The sequence below is a fragment of the Halobellus ordinarius genome (assembly GCF_031823395.1).
GTDB classification, from domain to species: Archaea; Halobacteriota; Halobacteria; order Halobacteriales; family Haloferacaceae; genus Haloquadratum; species Haloquadratum ordinarius.
Genome location: NZ_JAVQKJ010000003.1, coordinates 367,356 through 384,469 on the forward strand (window position 1 = coordinate 367,356; position 17,114 = coordinate 384,469).

The 17,114-nt window shown below is 64.5% G+C and carries 10 protein-coding genes; 5 read left to right on the plus strand and 5 right to left on the minus strand.

Annotated features, from left to right (window positions below; genetic code table 11):
- Positions 1 to 7 precede the first annotated feature (7 nt).
- Both smc and RJT48_RS05330 read left to right on the plus strand, forming a co-directional pair.
- Complete coding sequence (gene smc / locus RJT48_RS05325) at positions 8 to 3,604, plus strand: chromosome segregation protein SMC (protein ID WP_311171207.1); 3,597 nt, start codon at positions 8 to 10, stop codon at positions 3,602 to 3,604.
- Entirely contained in the window at positions 3,597 to 4,625 is a 1,029-nt protein-coding gene (locus tag RJT48_RS05330) for a segregation/condensation protein A (protein ID WP_311171208.1), read from the plus strand. The genes smc and RJT48_RS05330 overlap by 8 nt, the downstream gene beginning before the upstream one ends.
- A 329-nt stretch (positions 4,626 to 4,954) precedes the next feature.
- On the opposite strand, the gene mtnP is transcribed toward RJT48_RS05330, so the two are convergent.
- From mtnP to RJT48_RS05355, 5 genes are all read right to left on the minus strand, one after another.
- Positions 4,955 to 5,815, minus strand: a complete 861-nt coding sequence (gene mtnP / locus RJT48_RS05335; protein ID WP_311171209.1) for an S-methyl-5'-thioadenosine phosphorylase — start codon at positions 5,813 to 5,815, stop codon at positions 4,955 to 4,957.
- An 87-nt stretch (positions 5,816 to 5,902) separates the two neighbouring features.
- Positions 5,903 to 6,859, minus strand: a complete 957-nt coding sequence (locus tag RJT48_RS05340; protein WP_311171210.1) for an AEC family transporter — start codon at positions 6,857 to 6,859, stop codon at positions 5,903 to 5,905.
- An 85-nt stretch (positions 6,860 to 6,944) separates the two neighbouring features.
- Positions 6,945 to 7,658, minus strand: a complete 714-nt coding sequence (locus RJT48_RS05345; RefSeq protein WP_311171211.1) for a phosphoribosyltransferase — start codon at positions 7,656 to 7,658, stop codon at positions 6,945 to 6,947.
- A gap of 205 nt (positions 7,659 to 7,863) precedes the next feature.
- Positions 7,864 to 9,213 (minus strand): serine--tRNA ligase, encoded by a 1,350-nt coding sequence (gene serS, locus RJT48_RS05350; RefSeq protein WP_311171212.1) that lies wholly within the window; start codon positions 9,211 to 9,213, stop codon positions 7,864 to 7,866.
- Between the two features lie 105 nt (positions 9,214 to 9,318).
- On the minus strand, positions 9,319 to 10,590 hold the full coding sequence (locus tag RJT48_RS05355) for a hypothetical protein (protein ID WP_311171213.1): 1,272 nt from the start codon (positions 10,588 to 10,590) through the stop codon (positions 9,319 to 9,321).
- Positions 10,591 to 10,845: 255 nt separating this feature from the next.
- On the opposite strand from RJT48_RS05355, the gene RJT48_RS05360 reads away from it, so the two are divergent.
- The 3 genes from RJT48_RS05360 (at position 10,846) to RJT48_RS05370 (ending at position 17,108) form a co-directional block, all read left to right on the plus strand.
- A complete protein-coding gene (locus RJT48_RS05360) occupies positions 10,846 to 14,754 on the plus strand; it encodes a PAS domain S-box protein (protein ID WP_311171214.1) in 3,909 nt (1,302 codons plus the stop codon).
- Between the two features lie 407 nt (positions 14,755 to 15,161).
- On the plus strand, positions 15,162 to 15,638 hold the full coding sequence (locus RJT48_RS05365) for a hypothetical protein (protein WP_311171215.1): 477 nt from the start codon (positions 15,162 to 15,164) through the stop codon (positions 15,636 to 15,638).
- 348 nt (positions 15,639 to 15,986) lie between these two features.
- Positions 15,987 to 17,108: a glycosyltransferase family 2 protein gene (locus RJT48_RS05370; protein ID WP_311171216.1), complete on the plus strand. Its 1,122-nt coding sequence runs from the start codon at positions 15,987 to 15,989 to the stop codon at positions 17,106 to 17,108.
- Positions 17,109 to 17,114 lie beyond the last annotated feature (6 nt).

Here is a 17,114-nt window from a genome sequence, read left to right on the forward strand (position 1 = left end):
GCAACCTATGCACATCAAAGAGCTCGTCCTTGACGGATTCAAAAGCTTCGGGCGGACGACGCGGATTCCGTTCTACGAGGACTTCACTGTCGTCACCGGGCCGAACGGCTCCGGGAAGTCGAACATCATCGACGGCGTGCTGTTCGCGCTGGGACTGGCCCGCACGCGCGGCATCCGCGCCGAGAAACTCACAGATCTCATCTACAATCCCGGCCACGCCGACGACGAAGACGGGGAAAGCGGCAGGGCCGGCGGCCCGAAAGAAGCCTCGGTCACGGTCATCCTCGACAACGGCGACGGGACGCTGGACCGCTCGCAAGTGGTCAACGCCGCCGGCAGCGAGGACGTCGGCGACGTCTCCGAGATCACGGTCAAGCGCCGCGTGAAGGAGACCGAGGACAACTACTACTCGTATTACTATCTCAACGACCGCGCGTGCAACCTCTCGGACATCCAGGACCTCCTGGCGCAGGCGGGGATCACCCCCGAGGGCTATAACGTCGTGATGCAGGGCGACGTGACCGAGATCATCAACATGACCGCCCACCAGCGCCGGGGGATCATCGACGAGATCGCCGGCGTCGCAGAGTTCGACGCGAAGAAGGAGGACGCCTTCGAGGAACTCGACGCCGTCGAGGGCCGAATCGAGGAGGCCGACCTCCGGATCGAGGAGAAGGAGACACGACTCGACCAGTTGGCCGACGAACGCGAGACTGCCCTCGAGTACCGCGACCTCCGCGAGGAACGGGAGGAATACGAGAGCTACCAGAAGGCGGCCGAACTCGAAGACAAACGCGACGACCTCGAAACGACCCAAGGCCGAATCGACGAGACCGAATCGAAGCTGGAAGCCCACCGCGAGGAACTGGACCGGCGGCAGGGACGCGTCAGCCGGCTGGAGGACGAACTCGACGACCTGACCCGGGAGATCGAGCGGAAGGGCGAGGACGAACAGCTCCGGATCAAATCCGAGATCGAGGAGGTCAAAGGCGAGATCGATCGCTTGGAGAACGCGATCGAGGCCGCAGAAGAGCGGATCGAGGACGCCGAAAGCGAGCGCCGGAACGCGTTCGTCCAACTCGACCGGAAGAACGAGGAGATCGACGAACTCGACGGGGAGATCCGGGAGGTGAAAGTCGAGAAGGCGTCGGTGAAATCCGACATCGGCTCCCTGGAGACGGACCTCGCCGAAGTCCAGGCCGAGATCGACGACGTCGACACCGAGTACGACGAACTCAAGGCGGACCTCGCAGAGAAGAAAGAGCGCCTCGAAGAGCTGAAAACCGAGAAAAACGACCGCCAGCGCGAGAAGGACCGGCTGCTCGACGACACGCGGCGGCGGGCGACGGAGATCTCCGAGGCCGAGGCCGAGATCGAAGAGCTCCGCGAGAAACTCCCCGATCTGAAGGCCGAACTCTCGGATCTTCACTCGGAACTCGACAAAGCCGAGAAGAACGAATCGAAGATCGAAGACGTCGTGGAAGACCTCCGGGCCGAGAAGGCCGAACGGAAGGAGAAACTCGACGAGGTCGTCGAGGAGATCCAGTCGAAACAGTCCGAATACGCCACCCTCGAAGCCCGCGCGGGTGACGACGGCGACAACTCCTGGCCACGGGCGGTCACGACCGTCCTCAACGCCGACCGCTCCGGCGTGCACGGCACCGTCGGCCAACTAGGCGCCGTCGAAGGCGAGTTCGCGAGCGCCTGCGAGACCGCCGCGGGCGGCCGGCTCGCCCACGTCGTCGTCGACGACGACGGCGTCGGCTCCTCGTGTATCGACTACCTGAAGTCCCGCAACGCCGGGCGGGCGACGTTCCTCCCGATCACGGAGATGGAGGACCGCGGGCTCCCGTCGCTGCCGGACTACCCCGGCGTCGTCGACTTCGCGCGGAACCTCGTCGAGTACGACGCCGAGTACGAGTCGGTGTTCTCCTATGTGCTGGGCTCGACGCTCGTCGTCGAGGATATGGAGACCGCCCGCGACCTGATGGGCGACTACCGGATGGTGACGCTCGACGGCGACCTGGTCGAGCGCTCCGGCGCGATGACCGGCGGCTCCGGCGGCGGCTCGCGCTACTCCTTCTCGAAGTCCGGCGACGGGCGGCTCGAGCGCCTCGCGGCGGAGATCGAAGACCTTGAGGACCGCCGCCGGAGCCTCCAGGCGGAGATCCGCGAACTCGAGGAGGACATCGAGGACGCTCGAAGCCGCGCTACCGACGCCCGCGACCGGGTCCGGTCCATCGAAGCCGAAATCGAGGACGCGGAGGCCGACATCGAGGAGGCCGAAGCGGAGATTGACGCCCGCGAGGACGAGATCGAGGAACTCCGCGAGAAGCGCGCGGAGGTCGACGCGGAGATGCAGGACCTCGACGAAGAGATCGCGGACCTCGACGAACAGATCGGGACCGTCCAGGCGGAGATCGACGACCTCGAAGCCGAACTCGCCGACTCGAAGATCCCCGAACTCACCGCCGAGGCCGACGAGATCCGCGAGACCATCGAGGACAAGGAATCCCGGATGGACGACCTCGACGGCCGACTGAACGAACTCCAGCTAGAGCGGCAGTACGCCGAGGATGCGGTCGAGGACCTCGAAGCGACAATCGAGTCCGCCCAGGAGAAGAAGGCCGACGCCCGGGACGTCATCCGCGAGAAGGAGGCGGCGATCGAAGACCGCGAGGCGACGCTCGAAGAGAAGCGCGAGGCCGTCGAAGAACTGGAGGAGGAGCTCGCGGAGCTGAAATCCGACCGCGAGGATCTGCAGGCGACGCTGCGGGCCGCGAAAAGCGAGCGCGACGAGAAGCGCGACGAGGTCGACCGGATCGAGGCGAAACTCGAATCGCTGCGGGAGGAGGCCGAACGGCTCTCGTGGGAGATCGACGAACTCGAAGCGGCCGTCGGCGAGTACGATCCCGAGGAGATTCCCGACCACGACGAGGTCGAGTCAGCGATCGAGCGACTCACCGAGGAGATGGAGGCACTCGAACCGGTGAACATGCTCGCGATCGACGAGTACGACGAGGTGAGCGCGGAACTCGACGACCTCCAGGAGCGCCGAGACATCCTCGTGGAGGAGCGCGAGGCGATCGAAGAGCGGATCGACCGCTTCGAGGCGCAGAAGAAGGAGACGTTTATGCGGGCGTTCGACGCGATCAACGAGAACTTCACCGACATCTTCGAGCGACTCTCCGATGGGACGGGCGAACTCCACCTGGAGGATCCCGACGATCCCTTCGAGGGCGGCCTGACGATGAAAGCCCAGCCCGGGGACAAGCCGATCCAGCGGCTGAACGCGATGTCCGGCGGCGAGAAGTCGCTGACGGCGCTGGCGTTCATCTTCGCCATCCAGCGCCACAACCCCGCGCCGTTCTACGCGCTCGATGAGATCGACGCCTTCCTCGACGCCGCCAACGCCGAACGCGTCGGGGAGATGGTCGACGACCTGTCGGCGGACGCGCAGTTCGTCGTCGTCTCCCACCGCTCTGCGCTGCTCGAACGCTCCGAACGCGCCATCGGCGTGACGATGCAGGGCGACAACGTCAGCGCGGTCACCGGAATTCAACTCGGTGACGGCGAAGAACCGGAGGTGCCCGCGGATGACTGATCCCGCAGGTTCCGCACCGGGTGGACACCCTGCCGCCGACGACGACCCGCTCCCGACACGGGACGGCGCGACCCCCGGACAGGGGACAGCGGACGACGACGAGGTCGAACCCGTCGAGCTCCTCGTGCAACTGGCCGAGGAGGGCGAGATCGACCCCTGGGACGTCGACCTCGTGGAGGCCACGGACGCATTCCTCGACCGACTCGACGAGACGGACCTGCGGACCTCCGGGCGCGCGCTGTTCTACGCCGCGGTCCTCCTGCGGATGAAAAGCGACGCGCTGTTGGAGCCCGACGACGAGGCCGAGGAGGAACTGGAACCGTGGGAGGCCGCCCTAGAAGGCGGCGATCCGATCGCCGAAGCCGGCAGCCACGGAGGCGCCGCCGAGAACGGCGAGGCGTCCGCTTTCGACCCCGTCGACGCCCTCGAGGCGGAGATGGACCGCCGCCTGGATCGCAAAACCGCCCGGGGATCGCCGGAGACGCTGGACGAACTCGTCCGGGAACTCCGGGAGGCCGAGCGGGAGTCGTGGTGGAAGCGCCGCCGCGAGTACGACACCTCGGAGTCGCCCCACGGCCACAGCCGCGGGACGCAGACGCTGGATTACCGGTCGGCCGACGAGTTCCGCGAGGACGACGAGCCGACCGCCCACGACGTCACGGGGACCACCCACGCCGAGGACATCGAAAGCTCGATCGCGGCCGTCGAGGAGGCGATCGACGTCCACTACGACAACGGCCGCAGGGAGGTCCTGTTCGCGGAGGTCCGCGAGGCCGCCGAAACACCTGTGACAACGTACCTCGCACTGCTTTTCCTCTCGCACCGGGGCGAAGTGCACCTCCACCAGGACGACCTCTTCGGCGATCTGTGGATCCGGGATCCCGACGCCGTGACCGAGGACGGCGACGACGAGGTCCCCGTAGCGGGAGCAGCGGCGGAGACGGAAGAAGCAGACGGAGAAGCGGGAGAGAGGCTCGAAGGGGAGAAAGAAGAGCCCATCCCCGCTGCGGACGACGACTGAGCGCGGTCGACGCCGACGTCTACTCGAATTCAATCATCTTGACACCGTCTCAGGGTGTTATGGAACTCTTGGCGCGATGGTTATTTCACAGTCTGGAAACCGAATCAGCCGTAAGCGTCTGTGTGCGAGTTGAGCATCCGCGAGCGAACGTAGTGAGCGAGCGGTTCACCGACGAAGCCGCCGAAGGCGGCGGAGTCGGTCACTTTTTGGTCCAGATTTTTGCAAGGAGTGGTCGCGCGCAGCGCGACCCGACGCAGCAAAAAGGTGGGCTGTAGTGAGCGATTCCTGTGTGGGTGTGGGAAGTCTTCTATGACATCCTCGCCGTCCTCCTACCCGAGATAGTCCCCGAGCAGCGGCGCCAGATCGGCCTTCGTCGACTCGGGGATCGCCGCGTCGGGCGTGTTGATCGTGCCCGAAAGCGCGTCGTGGCAGTCGCAGTCGTGGTCGTCCGGGATCGCCCGGATCGCCGCCTCGACCGTCTCCTTGATCGCGACCTCGTTCTTCTCGGCGTTCTCCAGCACCTCCTCGAGTGTAACTTGACTGTCCTCCTTCCAGACGTCGTAGTCGGTGACGCCGGCGACCGTAGCGTAGGCTATCTCCGCCTCGCGGGCGAGTTTCGCCTCGGGGATCGTCGTCATCCCGATGACGTCCCACCCCTGCGCGCGGTAGAACTCGCTCTCGGCGCGCGTCGAGAACTGCGGCCCCTCGATGCAGACGTAGGTGCCCTCGCGGGCGACGTCGGCGTCGGTTGCCGACTCGGCGGCGTCGGCGAGGATCTCGGCGAGTTCCGAACAGTACGGATCCGCGAACGGCTGGTGGACGACGACGTCCTCGTCGAAGAACGTCAGCTCGCGGTGTTTCGTCCGGTCATAAATTTGATCCGGGATCACGAGCGTCTGCGGCGGGAGGTCCTCGCGCAGGCTCCCGACCGCGTTCGAGGCGATGATGTGTGTGACGCCGAGCTGTTTCAGTGCGAAAATATTCGCGCGGTAGGGCAGCGTGGTCGGCGAGTAGCTGTGATCGGGGCCGTGCCGCGGCACGAACGCCACCTCGCGGCCGGTGTCGCCGAACTCCCCGACCGTCAGCGGCGCGGAGGGCTCGCCGAACGGCGTCTCGACGTCGACGTCGCGCGTCTCCCGGAGCGGCAGGGCCTCGTAGATGCCGCTGCCGCCGATGAATCCGATGGTCATAGTGGGAGTCTGCACGCGACGGCGCTAAAACGTGGCGGGTAGCCGTCACCGGCGCAGCACCGCAGCCCGACCGAGACGGACCGACGCTCAGATCACGACGCCGCTCTGCAGGACGGCGATGAGAACGGTCAGCGTGACGACGGAGACGAGGGTCGTCGCGAAGATGGCCGTCGAGACGAACTCCACGATCGGGACGCCCGCGACCTCCCCCTCGGTGAACTCCCCGACGAGGATCATCGGCGTCACCGCGGAGGGCATCGCGGATTCGAGGACGAACGTCCGCGCCACCGCGGGATCGCCGAACCCGGCGACCAGCGCGATGCCGAGCCCGATGATCGGCGCGACGACCATCTTCAGGCCGACGACGCCGCCGACGGCCGAGAGCGTCGAGCCGACGTCCGTCCGGGCGAGTTGAATACCCACAAGGAGCAACATCACCGGAATCGCCGAGTCGCCGACGAGCTGCAGCGTCGACATCGCGGTCGAGTCGGCCGGCGGAACAACGTCCAGCGCGCGCGCGAGGAGCGCGACAAGAACGGCGTACACGAGGGGAACGCTGAACACGCGCCGGACGCCGTCGAGTCTGCTGTCGGTGCTCCCGCGGGAGGCGATGTACACCCCGACTGTCCAGATGAGGACGGCCTGCACGGAGAGGTAGACGACGGCAGTCGCCCGCCCGGTGTCGCCGAACGCGAAGTTCGAGACCGGCACGCCGTAGTTCCCCGAGTTGGGGAACGCGGTCACGAGGATCACTGCCACGAGCGCCGTCTCCGACGCGCCGAACAGGCGGCCGGCGGCCTCGGCGGTGACGATCGCGAAGGCGTGGAACGCGACGACCGCGAGCGTGATCTTCGTGAGCGTCGATCCCGCGAGCGTCGTCGTCGCGAGGCTGTGAAAGACGAGCGCCGGCGCGAGGACGTAGACGATGACCGTGTTCAGGCCGTCGGTGTCGATCTCGCGGAACCGCCCGAGGAGATAGCCCACGCCGCCGACGGCGACGATCGGGAGGATCGCAGTCGCGAAGACGGAGACCAGAGAGACCACACCGGAGGGACTTGGAGTCGATACTCAAACGCTTCGATAGCCGGCGGGAACTCGGGACGGCAGGTCCGCCAGGTTCCCAGCCCTGTCAGGTCCCGACGCCGTCGCTGTCGTGAAGCCGCCAAGCGTCGCCGTCGACCTGCTCGATGTGCCCGCGACGCTCCATTTCGGTCAGTACCTCCTGCATCCGATCGGGCTGGGCGATCTCCATCTCGATCCGGTCGATGTTGTGGTACTCCGAGAGGAGGTGTCTGATCTCCTCGGTGTCGACGGTGTCGGCGTCGGCTTTCTCCATCACGCCCGCGGTCAGGTCGATCAGATCCTCGATGAAGTTCCACGGGTAGACGATCCAGGCCCACTCCTCCAGCCGCTCGCCGACGAAGTCGGGATCGAACTCGCTCGTTCCCAGCAGTTGCAGGGTCGCCGTCCGCACCTCGTCGGCGTCGCGGTCGGTCACGTACTCGTGGGCGCGCTCGATCGACCCGCCGGTGTCGGCGATGTCGTCGATGACGAGAACGTCCTTGCCCGCGACGCTGCCCTCCGGCATCGGGTAGCGGACCTCCGGTTCGCCCGACTTCTGGGCGGTGCCGACGTAGTGTTCCATCTTCAGGCTGGTCAGATCGTCCAGCCCGAGGAAGTCACAGAGACACCGGCCCGCGAACCAGCCGCCGCGGGCGAGCGCGACGACGACGTCCGGCTCGAAGTCCGCTTCTTTCACCTGGTCGCTGACGTCGCGGCAGAGCCCGTAGATGTACTCCCAGTTAGTGATCGTGCAGTTGAACTGATCCGGCAGATCCCCCATATGTGGTCACCATTCCGAGAAGGCGCCTGCTGCGCCCTTAATCTGTTCGTCTGGATCGGCGGCGCGGCGGTGGGACGCACAGATGCAGGTTCGGCGGCGCGGCGGTCGGACGCACGGATGCAAGTTCGGCGGCGCGGCGGTCGGACACACGGATGCAAGTTCGACGGCGCTCACCTCGATTCGACCGCGAATAGTCTCGATCGGTTCAATCCTCGCCCAGCGACGACTCGCCGACGTCCCCGCGGCCTTCGATGACTTCCTGCCCGCCGAGATACGGGCGGAGGGCTTCCGGAACGGTCACGGTGCCGTCCGCGTTCTGGTAATATTCGATGATCGCGACCATCACGCGCGGCAGCGCCAGCCCCGAGCCGTTCAGCGTGTGGAGGTACTCCGCGGATTCGTGGTGTTCCGGCCGGTACTGGATCCCCGCCCGCCGCGCCTGGAATGCCTCGAAGTTCGAAACCGACGACACTTCGAGCCAGCGGCCGCCCTGTTCGGGGCCCTCGTCCATATCGTCGCCGGGAGCCCAGACTTCGAGATCGACCTGCTTTGCCGCCTTGAACCCGAGGTCGCCGGTACAGAGGTCCAGCGTTCGGTAGGGGAGCTCGAGGCGTCGGAGCACCTCCTCGGCCTCGTCGAGCAGCCGATCGAAGTCGTCGTAGCTGTCCTCCGGCGTCACGAAGTTCACCATCTCGACTTTGTTGAACTGGTGAACGCGGACGATTCCGCGGGTCGCAGTCCCGTGTTCGCCCGCCTCGCGCCGGAAGTTCGGGGTGTACGCCTGGTACTTGAGCGGGAGGTCCTCCGAGAGGAGGATCTCGTCGCGGTGCATGTTCGTCACCGGCACCTCCGCGGTGGGACACAGCCACAGGTCCTCACCCTCGACCTTGTAGGCGTCCTCGTCGAACTTCGGGAGCTGTCCGGTCCCCGTCATCGAGTCGGAGTCCGTCAGTATCGGCGGGAAGACGTCGACGTAGTCCTGCTCCCGATGGATGTCCATCATAAACTGGATCAGCGCGTGCTCCAGTCGGGAGCCGTCGCCCTTCAGAAAGTAGAAACCGCTGCCGGAGGTCTTTCGCGCGCGCGCCTCGTCAATAATGCCCAGTTCCTCGCCGAGTTCGTAGTGGGGAACGACCTCCGCTGGGAGGTCACGCAGGTCGTCGAACCCCTCGCGTCGCCCCTCGACGTTGTCGGTTTCGTCCTCGCCGACGGGGACGCTCTCGTGGGGAATCTGCGGGATGCGGAGCCGCCGGTCCTCCAGTTCGGCTTCGAGTTCCTCTGCACGCTCCTCGATCTCCTCGATCTCGCTTTTCAGCTCCTTGGACTCCTCTATGAGTTCCTCGGCCTCGTCGGATTTGCCCTCCTGCTGGAGGGTGCCGATCCGGTCGCTGATCTCGTTGCGGCGGTGCCGGAGGTCGTCGCCGCGCTGTTTCAGCTCCCGCCACTCGTCGTCGAGTTCCAGATACGCGTCGAGGTCGACGTCCTCGTCGCCGCGTTTCTCCAGGGACGCTCTGACCTCCTCGGGGTGGTCCCTTATAGTACTCCGGTCTAACATATGTGGTTAGTATAGCCATCCGGTGCTTAAATGATGTGCAAGGGCGATCCCTGCCGTCTACGGGGCTTTGAACCGGCGATGACTTCAGCGGGCCGCGGCCGCTCGTCAGCCCTGCCAGACGCGAACGCCGTCGGGTGTTCCGGCGCCGACCGCGAGCCGGTCTCCCTCGAGTGCGACACCGGTCACGTTCGTCGCGAGCGATCCGCCGAGAGCGAGCGACCACGGCGTCTCGATGCCGGTGTCGGTGCGGCGCACTGTCGCCAGCGTCCGTCGGTCTGTCGTCGGAACCAGTAGTTCACGGCGGCCATCGTCGTCCAGATCAGCAGCGAGCGCGCCGTCGACGTTCCTGGATCCGTATGTGTGGCTGGCGTACCCCCGAGCGGTCGCGGTGACGGTCAGTTCGCCGTCGGCGAGTCGGTAGAACTCGACCGTCCGGTCGACGTGGGGCTTCCTGACCACCGCCAGTTCCGGTCGCCCGTCCGGGCCGAACGGCGCGACACAGAGCTGGTGGCGCCAGCCCGATCCGTAGACGGGACCGGTCGCGAGTTCGCGTCCGTCGGCTCCGTACACCCTGATACGCGCGCCGGCGGTCGAATCCGAGACGGTCGTCACCAGTTCGCTGTCGCCGTCGCCGTCGACGTCGGCCACGAGCGGCCACAGCCCCTCGAACACCGCCGGCGGATCGAGCGTGACTTCGACGTCGACAGTCCCGCTTGCAGCGTCGACGACGAGCAGGCTGCCGCCCTCCGTGCTGTCCCCCAGTGCACCGTGTCTGTAGCGGTCGGTTTGCGCACCGTAGAGGGCGTACCGGTCAGCGTCGACCGCGACGAGGCGAGCGTCCACCGGCGCGTTCGCGGACAGCCTCCTGTTCCCGTCCGCCCGGCGGATCACGAGGTCGCCGTCCGCCGCGACGTACACCAGCCTGTCCTCGCTCACGACTGGATGGGTGAAATCGGCGCAGTCTGCGGGCCTGTCGACGAATGCAATGTCCCCATCTGCCCGGAACGCCAGCGGCGGTTGCGGCACGCGGTCGTGTGTCCCGACGCGCTCGCTGCGCCCCTCGCTGACCCGGTGGGTCGTCGCCGTACCGTCCGTCGTGACGATCGTCCAGTAGCTCGCATCGTTCCCGAACGCAAGCAGCCACGCCGGTCGGCCGTCGACAGCGATATCGACTGGATCGGCGTCCGCGATCGAGCTACGCCCTGGGATAAACCGGTTACCGCTGGGCTGCAGGTGCGTGTACGCGTAGCTCGCTTCCGTGGGCGGCACAGTCGGCGTGCCAGTATGGGTCGCTGCGCCCGGGGATCCCGCACAGCCGGCTGACGCTGTCGTTGCCGAGCCGAGCGCGGCCAGCAGTTCTCGGCGGGTCACCGGCACGGGACGCGATTGTTGTGACAGTGATATAAAGCTGCGCTGAACCGACTGTCGACGCCGAGTAGTACCGGCCGGGAGCGACGTCCCACGCTCGTGGACTCCTCGTGCGGTCATTCCTCGCGCACGTTCGACGGCAAGCGCCGAATCGCACTTCGCCGTAGTATCAGATCATAAGTCCAATGACAATATCGGGATCGAAAGGTCACCCGTAAGAACCGCTACAACCGATTAATATGGTTGCACTGTTTAGGGATAGTAATGTCTCAGTCGAATGCCATAACTGTCTCGTCGATTCACGTCTTATATGTAAACGGCGACAGCGATTTTGCCGAATTGGCCCGGGCAAAGCTCCGGAATAGCGACCCCGAATTCGAGATCACGGTCGTCGAGACAGCCGACGATGCCTTCGAGGCGCTCGCGACCGCTGCGATCGATTGTGTCGTCACCTCCTATTCGCTGCCGGACGGAACGGGCCTCGACCTGCTGGACCGGTTGCGAGCGGAAGGGCACGACGTACCGACGATCCTGTTCACAGGGCGGGGAAGCGAACAGATCGCGAGCGAAGCGACGCAGGCAGGCGTATCGGATTATCTTCCGATCCACTCGGAAGGGAACAGTTTCGAGCGCCTCGCACACCGAATTCAGACACTCGTCGAAGCGGCCCGCAAAGAGCAAGTCGCCCAGCGGATGTCGGATCGGTTCCAGCGGACGCTGGAGCGCGCGACTGACGCGATCTACGCCGTCGACGAGGACTGGCGCATCGAGTATATGAACGAGAAGATGGCCGAGCGTGTCGGCCGGGCCCCGGAAACTGTGGTGGGGACCACACTCTGGGAGTCGTTCCCGTCGATCGTCGGAACGGCGCTCGAAGAGCGATATCGAACCGCGATGGAGACCGGTGAAACAATGGCCTTCGAACAGCATCTGGGGCCGCCGTTCGACTACTGGGTCGAAGTGCGGGTGTTCCCGGATGACGACGGTCTGACCGTCTTTTCACGGGAGATCACGGCCGAGCGGGAGCGAGAACTGGAACTGGAGCGCAGCGAAACCATCCTGCAAAACATCCACGACATAGTGTTCGTCCTCGACGACGAGGGCGTAGTGGAGTTTGCGAATCGAGCCGCAAAACGGCTGATCGTCGGTGAGGAGTCGGCGGCACTCGAGGGACAGTCGCTGGAAACGGTCGTCGATGACCGCGTTGCCGAGGAAGACCGAGACCGATTCTCGACGGCAGTCGACTCGACGCTCGATGGTATCGAGGCCGACGATGGCCTTCCCGACCTCTACGAGACGGACCTACAACTCGATCTCGAGACGAGCGGGGAGAAAGAGGGGACGTTCGACGTCCGTCTCACCCCGTTTCGGAGCAGCGAAAAGCAACGGGTGCTCGTCGTCGCACGGGACGTCACCGAACACACCGAGGTCAAACGACAGTTAGAGCGGGAACGGGATGCGCTTCGGGGACTGCAGGCCGCGATGGCAGCGAGCGACATCTCCGCCGAGACGCGCCTCCAGCAGCTGCTGGACGTCGGCTGTCAGACGCTGGATCTGGAGGTCGGGATCGTCTCGCACATTCAGGAAGGCGACTACACAGTCAGGGCCGTCCACGCACCGGCTGCCGACATCGAATCCGGAGACCAGTTCGACCTCGAATCGACGTACTGCGAGGACGTCGTCGAAACTGAGGGTGTCTATTCCTTCGCGAATGCGGTTGCCGACGGGAAATCGACACACCCAGCCTACCGTGAACTCGGGCTGGAATCGTACATCGGCACGCCACTCGTCGTCGACGGCGAGCGGTACGGAACGGTCAATTTCTCGAGCCCAACGACACGAACAGCACCGTTCGGCGCGCTCGAACAAACCTTCATCGAACTGTTGGCGGAGCTCGTGAGCGCAGAGATTTCGCGAGATCGGGACCGGACCGAACTCAAGCGGCAGGATTTCCTCTTCGATCGGATTCAGGACATCGCAGAGATCGGCGTCTGGGAGTATTACCCATCGAGGGGCGACCTCGAGTGGTCGGACGGGGTTCGTCGGATCCACGGCGTCGAAGACGACTACGAGCCGACCCTGGACGAGGCGATCGAATTCTACCACCCCGACGATAGAGAGACAGTGGCGGACGCAGTCGAGCGAGCGATCCAAGACGGAGAGCCCTACGATCTCGATCTCCGCCTGGTCCGGGCTGATGGGGAAGTCCGTGACGTGCGTGCGTGGGGAGAGCGCGTCGACGAGACAGAAAAGCGGGACTCCGTGCTCCGTGGGGTCTTCCAGGACATCACAGTGCGGAAAGCCCAGCGACGCGAGTATCAGGAACTCGCGGAGGAATACGAAGCACTGCTGGATAGCTCGGGAGATGCGATATTCCTTCTCGACGTCGACTCGACCGGGGAGGGAGAGACATTCGAGTTCGCCCGGCTCAGTCCCGGATACGAGGACCAGACCGGGCTCACGACCGAGGCGGTTCGCGGCCGGACACCGCGGGACGTCTTCGGCGCGGACCGCGGCGCAGAACTCGAAGCGAACTACAGTCGCTGTGTCGAGAACCGTGAACCGATCTCGTACCGCGAGGAGTTGGACGTCGCTCCCGACGCGCGGTTCTGGGAGACGAGCCTCGCGCCCGTCATCGTCGATGACGAGATCGTACGGATCGTCGGCATCGCGCGGAACATCACGGAACAGGTCGAACGACAACAGGAACTCGAGGCCACGAATCAGCGACTGGAGTCGCTCATCGAGGCGGTCCCGCTCACGATTATGGAGATCGACAGTGACGGCACCGTGGTCCTCTGGAACGACGGAGCCGAGGAGATGTTCGGGTGGTCGCCGGAGGAGGTCATCGGCGAATTCAATCCGATGATTCCTGACGATCAGCGAGGCGAGTTCAAAACACACCGGCAGCGTGCGCTGAGCGGTGAACGGATACGTGGAAAAGAAGTTCAGCGAGAGACAAAAGACGGTGCGCAGTTGGATTTACTGCTGTCTGTTGCGCCGCTCACGAACACGGACGGAACGGTGACGAGCGTCCTCGCCGTCCTCGAAGACATCACCGAACAGAAACAGTTGGAGAAGACCCTCCGTGACCTCCAGGAGACGGCACAGGAACTCAGCCGAGCAGTGTCGAGCGAAGAGGTCGGCGATATCGCCGTTGCCGCTGCCGAGGACATACTCGAGTTCGAGATCGCCGGAATCTGGGAGTACGACGAACAGCAAACGGCGCTTGTACCCATCACGGAGACGGAAGGAGGCCGGGAACTGTTCGGCGAGTCGCCACGGTTCACGCCCGGGGACAGTCTCGCGTGGGAGGCCTTCGAGTCCGGCGAACTGCAACTGTACGACGACATCCACTCCCAGCAGACGCTCCACAACCCCGAGACGGATCTCCGAAGCGAGATTCTGCTGCCGCTGGGCGAGTACGGACTGCTCGTCGCGAGTTCGCAGTCGCAGCAGACCTTTACCGACACCGACACCGATCTCTTCCGAATTCTCGGGGCGACTGTCGAGGCGGCCCTCGCGCGTGTCCGACGGGAGCGCAGGCTGCAGCGACAGAACGAGCGACTCGATCAGTTCGCGAGCGTCGTCGCACACGACCTCCGGAACCCCCTCACGGTGGCGGCAGGGTTTCTCGAACTCGCCGAGGAGACGGGGAACGCACAGCACTTCGGGAAAGTCGAGTCGGCACACAGCCGGATGGAACGGCTCATCGCGGATCTTCTCACATTGGCTCGCGGGGACACGACAATCGAAGATCCGGAACAGGTCGATCTCAGGACGATCGCGACGGAAGCGTGGGGATACGTCGATACCGACGAAGCCACGCTGACGGTCGAGGATCCGGTTCCGACGGTTGCCGGGGAGGAAGGGCGGTTGACGCAACTCTTCGAGAACCTCTTCAGAAACGCCATCGAGCACGGTGGCGACGAGGTCACGGTCACCGTCGGGCAACTGCAACGGGCCCCAGGATTCTACGTCGAGGACGACGGTGACGGCATTCCACCCGAAAAGCGGGAGGACGTATTCGATCACGGCGTGACGTATAGCACCGGCGGAACCGGCTTCGGCCTCTCGATCGTGGCCGACATTGCAAAGGCACACGGCTGGACCGTCTCCGCGACGGCGGGGACCGACGGGGGGGCACGATTCGAGTTCGAGGAGTCCGGCTAGACGAGGTCCGAGACAGGACGGACGGGGTTCAGATCGTCACCCGCGGCTATCAGTACGACACCCACGGTGACCAGTCCGAGACTGACAGCGTTCAGTCCGAAATACGCGGTGACCGGTACCACTGGCCGCGATCGGGTGCTATGTGAACTGAGTGCTCTCTGTACCACGACGGACGCTTCACTTCCACGGTCGATCGTCACGCGAGATGACTCCCTGTCTATATTCCTCTATATAACGATCAGTGCGGTCTATACCACTCATAGTAGCAGTTAATCCGACGCCTCTCGCTCGTATTTGTTGTGAAGGGCGGATCGAAGGCGACACACTCACACCGCGCGATGACTGCGCTCATCGGGGCTTTCTCCCTCGTATCGACAGGTTCGATCCCCCGATCAGAGACAGAAGATATGGGAACACAGACATTCTCGGAACGCGGGACGATCGTCCTCGAAGAAGCAACCGGAGACAACGCGGTCTACGGTGCCGAGTGCTTCGTGACGGGAAAAGACCTCTCCGGAGGCACCAAAGCGGTGCGGATCCGATCCAACGATGCGGCAGAGAGTTTCTACGTCTCGATCGATGGTGTCGAGACGCTCTGCCGTGATCTGGAACGGGTGTCGTTCGAGGAGACAGAACCGGTACGTATCGCCGCCGTCGAGGGAGAGGTCTTCCGGAGAGAGATCGAACTCAAGTGCTTCGGAGGACCGTCCGACAGCAGGTCGACGGTCCGTGACGTCTCCTGTCTCGTGTGCGGTGAGTCGATCGACAGTAAGGACGGCTTTCTCGGTGTATCGGACATATACACAGTCCCACTGGTGCACGCAGGCTGCATCGAAGCGTTCTGTTCCACCGTAGAGACAGTCGCGAAAGAGGCGATGGCCTGAACGGCGCCCACAGCGGCTCACGTTCTCGATCGTCGCTCCCCAGGATCTTGCGCGGCCGCGGAACCGTCCAGACGACGGACACTCGATTACGGATCAAAACGGTCAACTAGCGTCTGGTCCGAAACCAGTCGGGACATTTCGGGCTGAATGGGCCCGATTCACAGGCAAGACGTGCTCACGGTGTTGCCGCCCTAAATAGCTCCGACCTCTCGACCGAAGTACGATGACAGCAGAACGCCTCTCGCTGACCGGGGTCGTCGCGGTGCTCGTTCTCACCGCGATCGCGGTGCTCGCACCGTCTTTGACCCTCGGTTTCGTCGATTGGCACAACACCTTCGAGCTCCGTCTTTGGGGGACGACGATACTGTTTACCGCTACCGCGTTCGTCTGGATCGTCCTCACATACGTCGTCGGCGTGATTTACGAACCGCCGGCTCCTATCTACGGGGGCAGCGAAATACAGGTTCGCATCCTCACCGTCGACGCCGAAGACGTCGTGCAGGCCACCGTGGACTCGCTGCGGCCGAGTTCGACGACGTCCACGTCGTCGCCGAGGCCGATATCGACGTCGCTGGCGCGACCGTCCAGGTCGTTCCCGATAATTTCTCGTGTGCGGCCGTCCGGAAAGGACGGGCGCTCGAGTGGGCCCACCAGACGCTCACGAACGACCGGGAGTTCGTCCTCTACCTCGACGAGGACAGCCACCTCGAGTCGTTCGAGGGACTTCCAGACGCGGATATCGTCCAATTTCGCGAACAGCCCCGTCGCACCGATTCGGTGCTCTCGTATCTGGCTGACGTCTACCGGATGGGCGTCCAGATCGAGCAGCGCGCGTTCGCCCGCCTCTCGATCCCGCTTTTCGCCTGGGGTGGCGGTATCGCGGTCAAGCAAACCGTCGAAGACGAGGTGACTTGGGACCGCGAGACGATCGTCGAGGACACCGCGTTCGTGTGGGCGGCCGCCCAGAAACTCGAGGACTTCTCATTCGAGCTCGCGACGGCGACCTGCCGGAACGAAGCGCCGCCGTCCTTGACCGAGATCACCCAGCAGCGCCGCCGCTGGTCGGCCGGCAACATCGAGGCTGCCTCCGCGTTACCGTTCGGCTATCAAGTGCTGACCCGCGTCCGCAACTACGCGTGGGCGCTCTCGCCGATCGTGACGCTGATCGTCGTGCCGCTTGCGCTTCTCGGTATCGGCGTCGGGGCCGGCGGGCTGTTCGCCGCCGCCTCGTTCTCGCTGGGGCTTTTGACCCTGTTCTGGTATCTCCGGGGGGTGCAGTACTACGGCGTCGACAGCATCGGCTGGGCGCTGCCGCTGCCGCTGGCCCCGCTCGTGATTATCATCCATTCGATGGGGACCGTCGCGGGCATCCTCAATCCGCCGACCAGCTTCCGCGTGAAAAAAAGCAGGGAGCACGTAAGGCAACACCAAAATCACAGGGACACTCCGACACTTTGGCACCCAGTTTAAAGAAGA

Coding starts and splice junctions, on each gene's coding strand:
- smc (WP_311171207.1), top strand. CDS start 8: ATGCACATCAAAGAGCTCGTCCTTGACGGATTCAAAAGCTTCGGGCGG.
- RJT48_RS05330 (WP_311171208.1), top strand. CDS start 3,597: ATGACTGATCCCGCAGGTTCCGCACCGGGTGGACACCCTGCCGCCGAC.
- mtnP (WP_311171209.1), bottom strand. CDS start 5,815: ATGACCATCGGATTCATCGGCGGCAGCGGCATCTACGAGGCCCTGCCG.
- RJT48_RS05345 (WP_311171211.1), bottom strand. CDS start 7,658: ATGGGGGATCTGCCGGATCAGTTCAACTGCACGATCACTAACTGGGAG.
- serS (WP_311171212.1), bottom strand. CDS start 9,213: ATGTTAGACCGGAGTACTATAAGGGACCACCCCGAGGAGGTCAGAGCG.
- RJT48_RS05360 (WP_311171214.1), top strand. CDS start 10,846: ATGTCTCAGTCGAATGCCATAACTGTCTCGTCGATTCACGTCTTATAT.
- RJT48_RS05365 (WP_311171215.1), top strand. CDS start 15,162: ATGGGAACACAGACATTCTCGGAACGCGGGACGATCGTCCTCGAAGAA.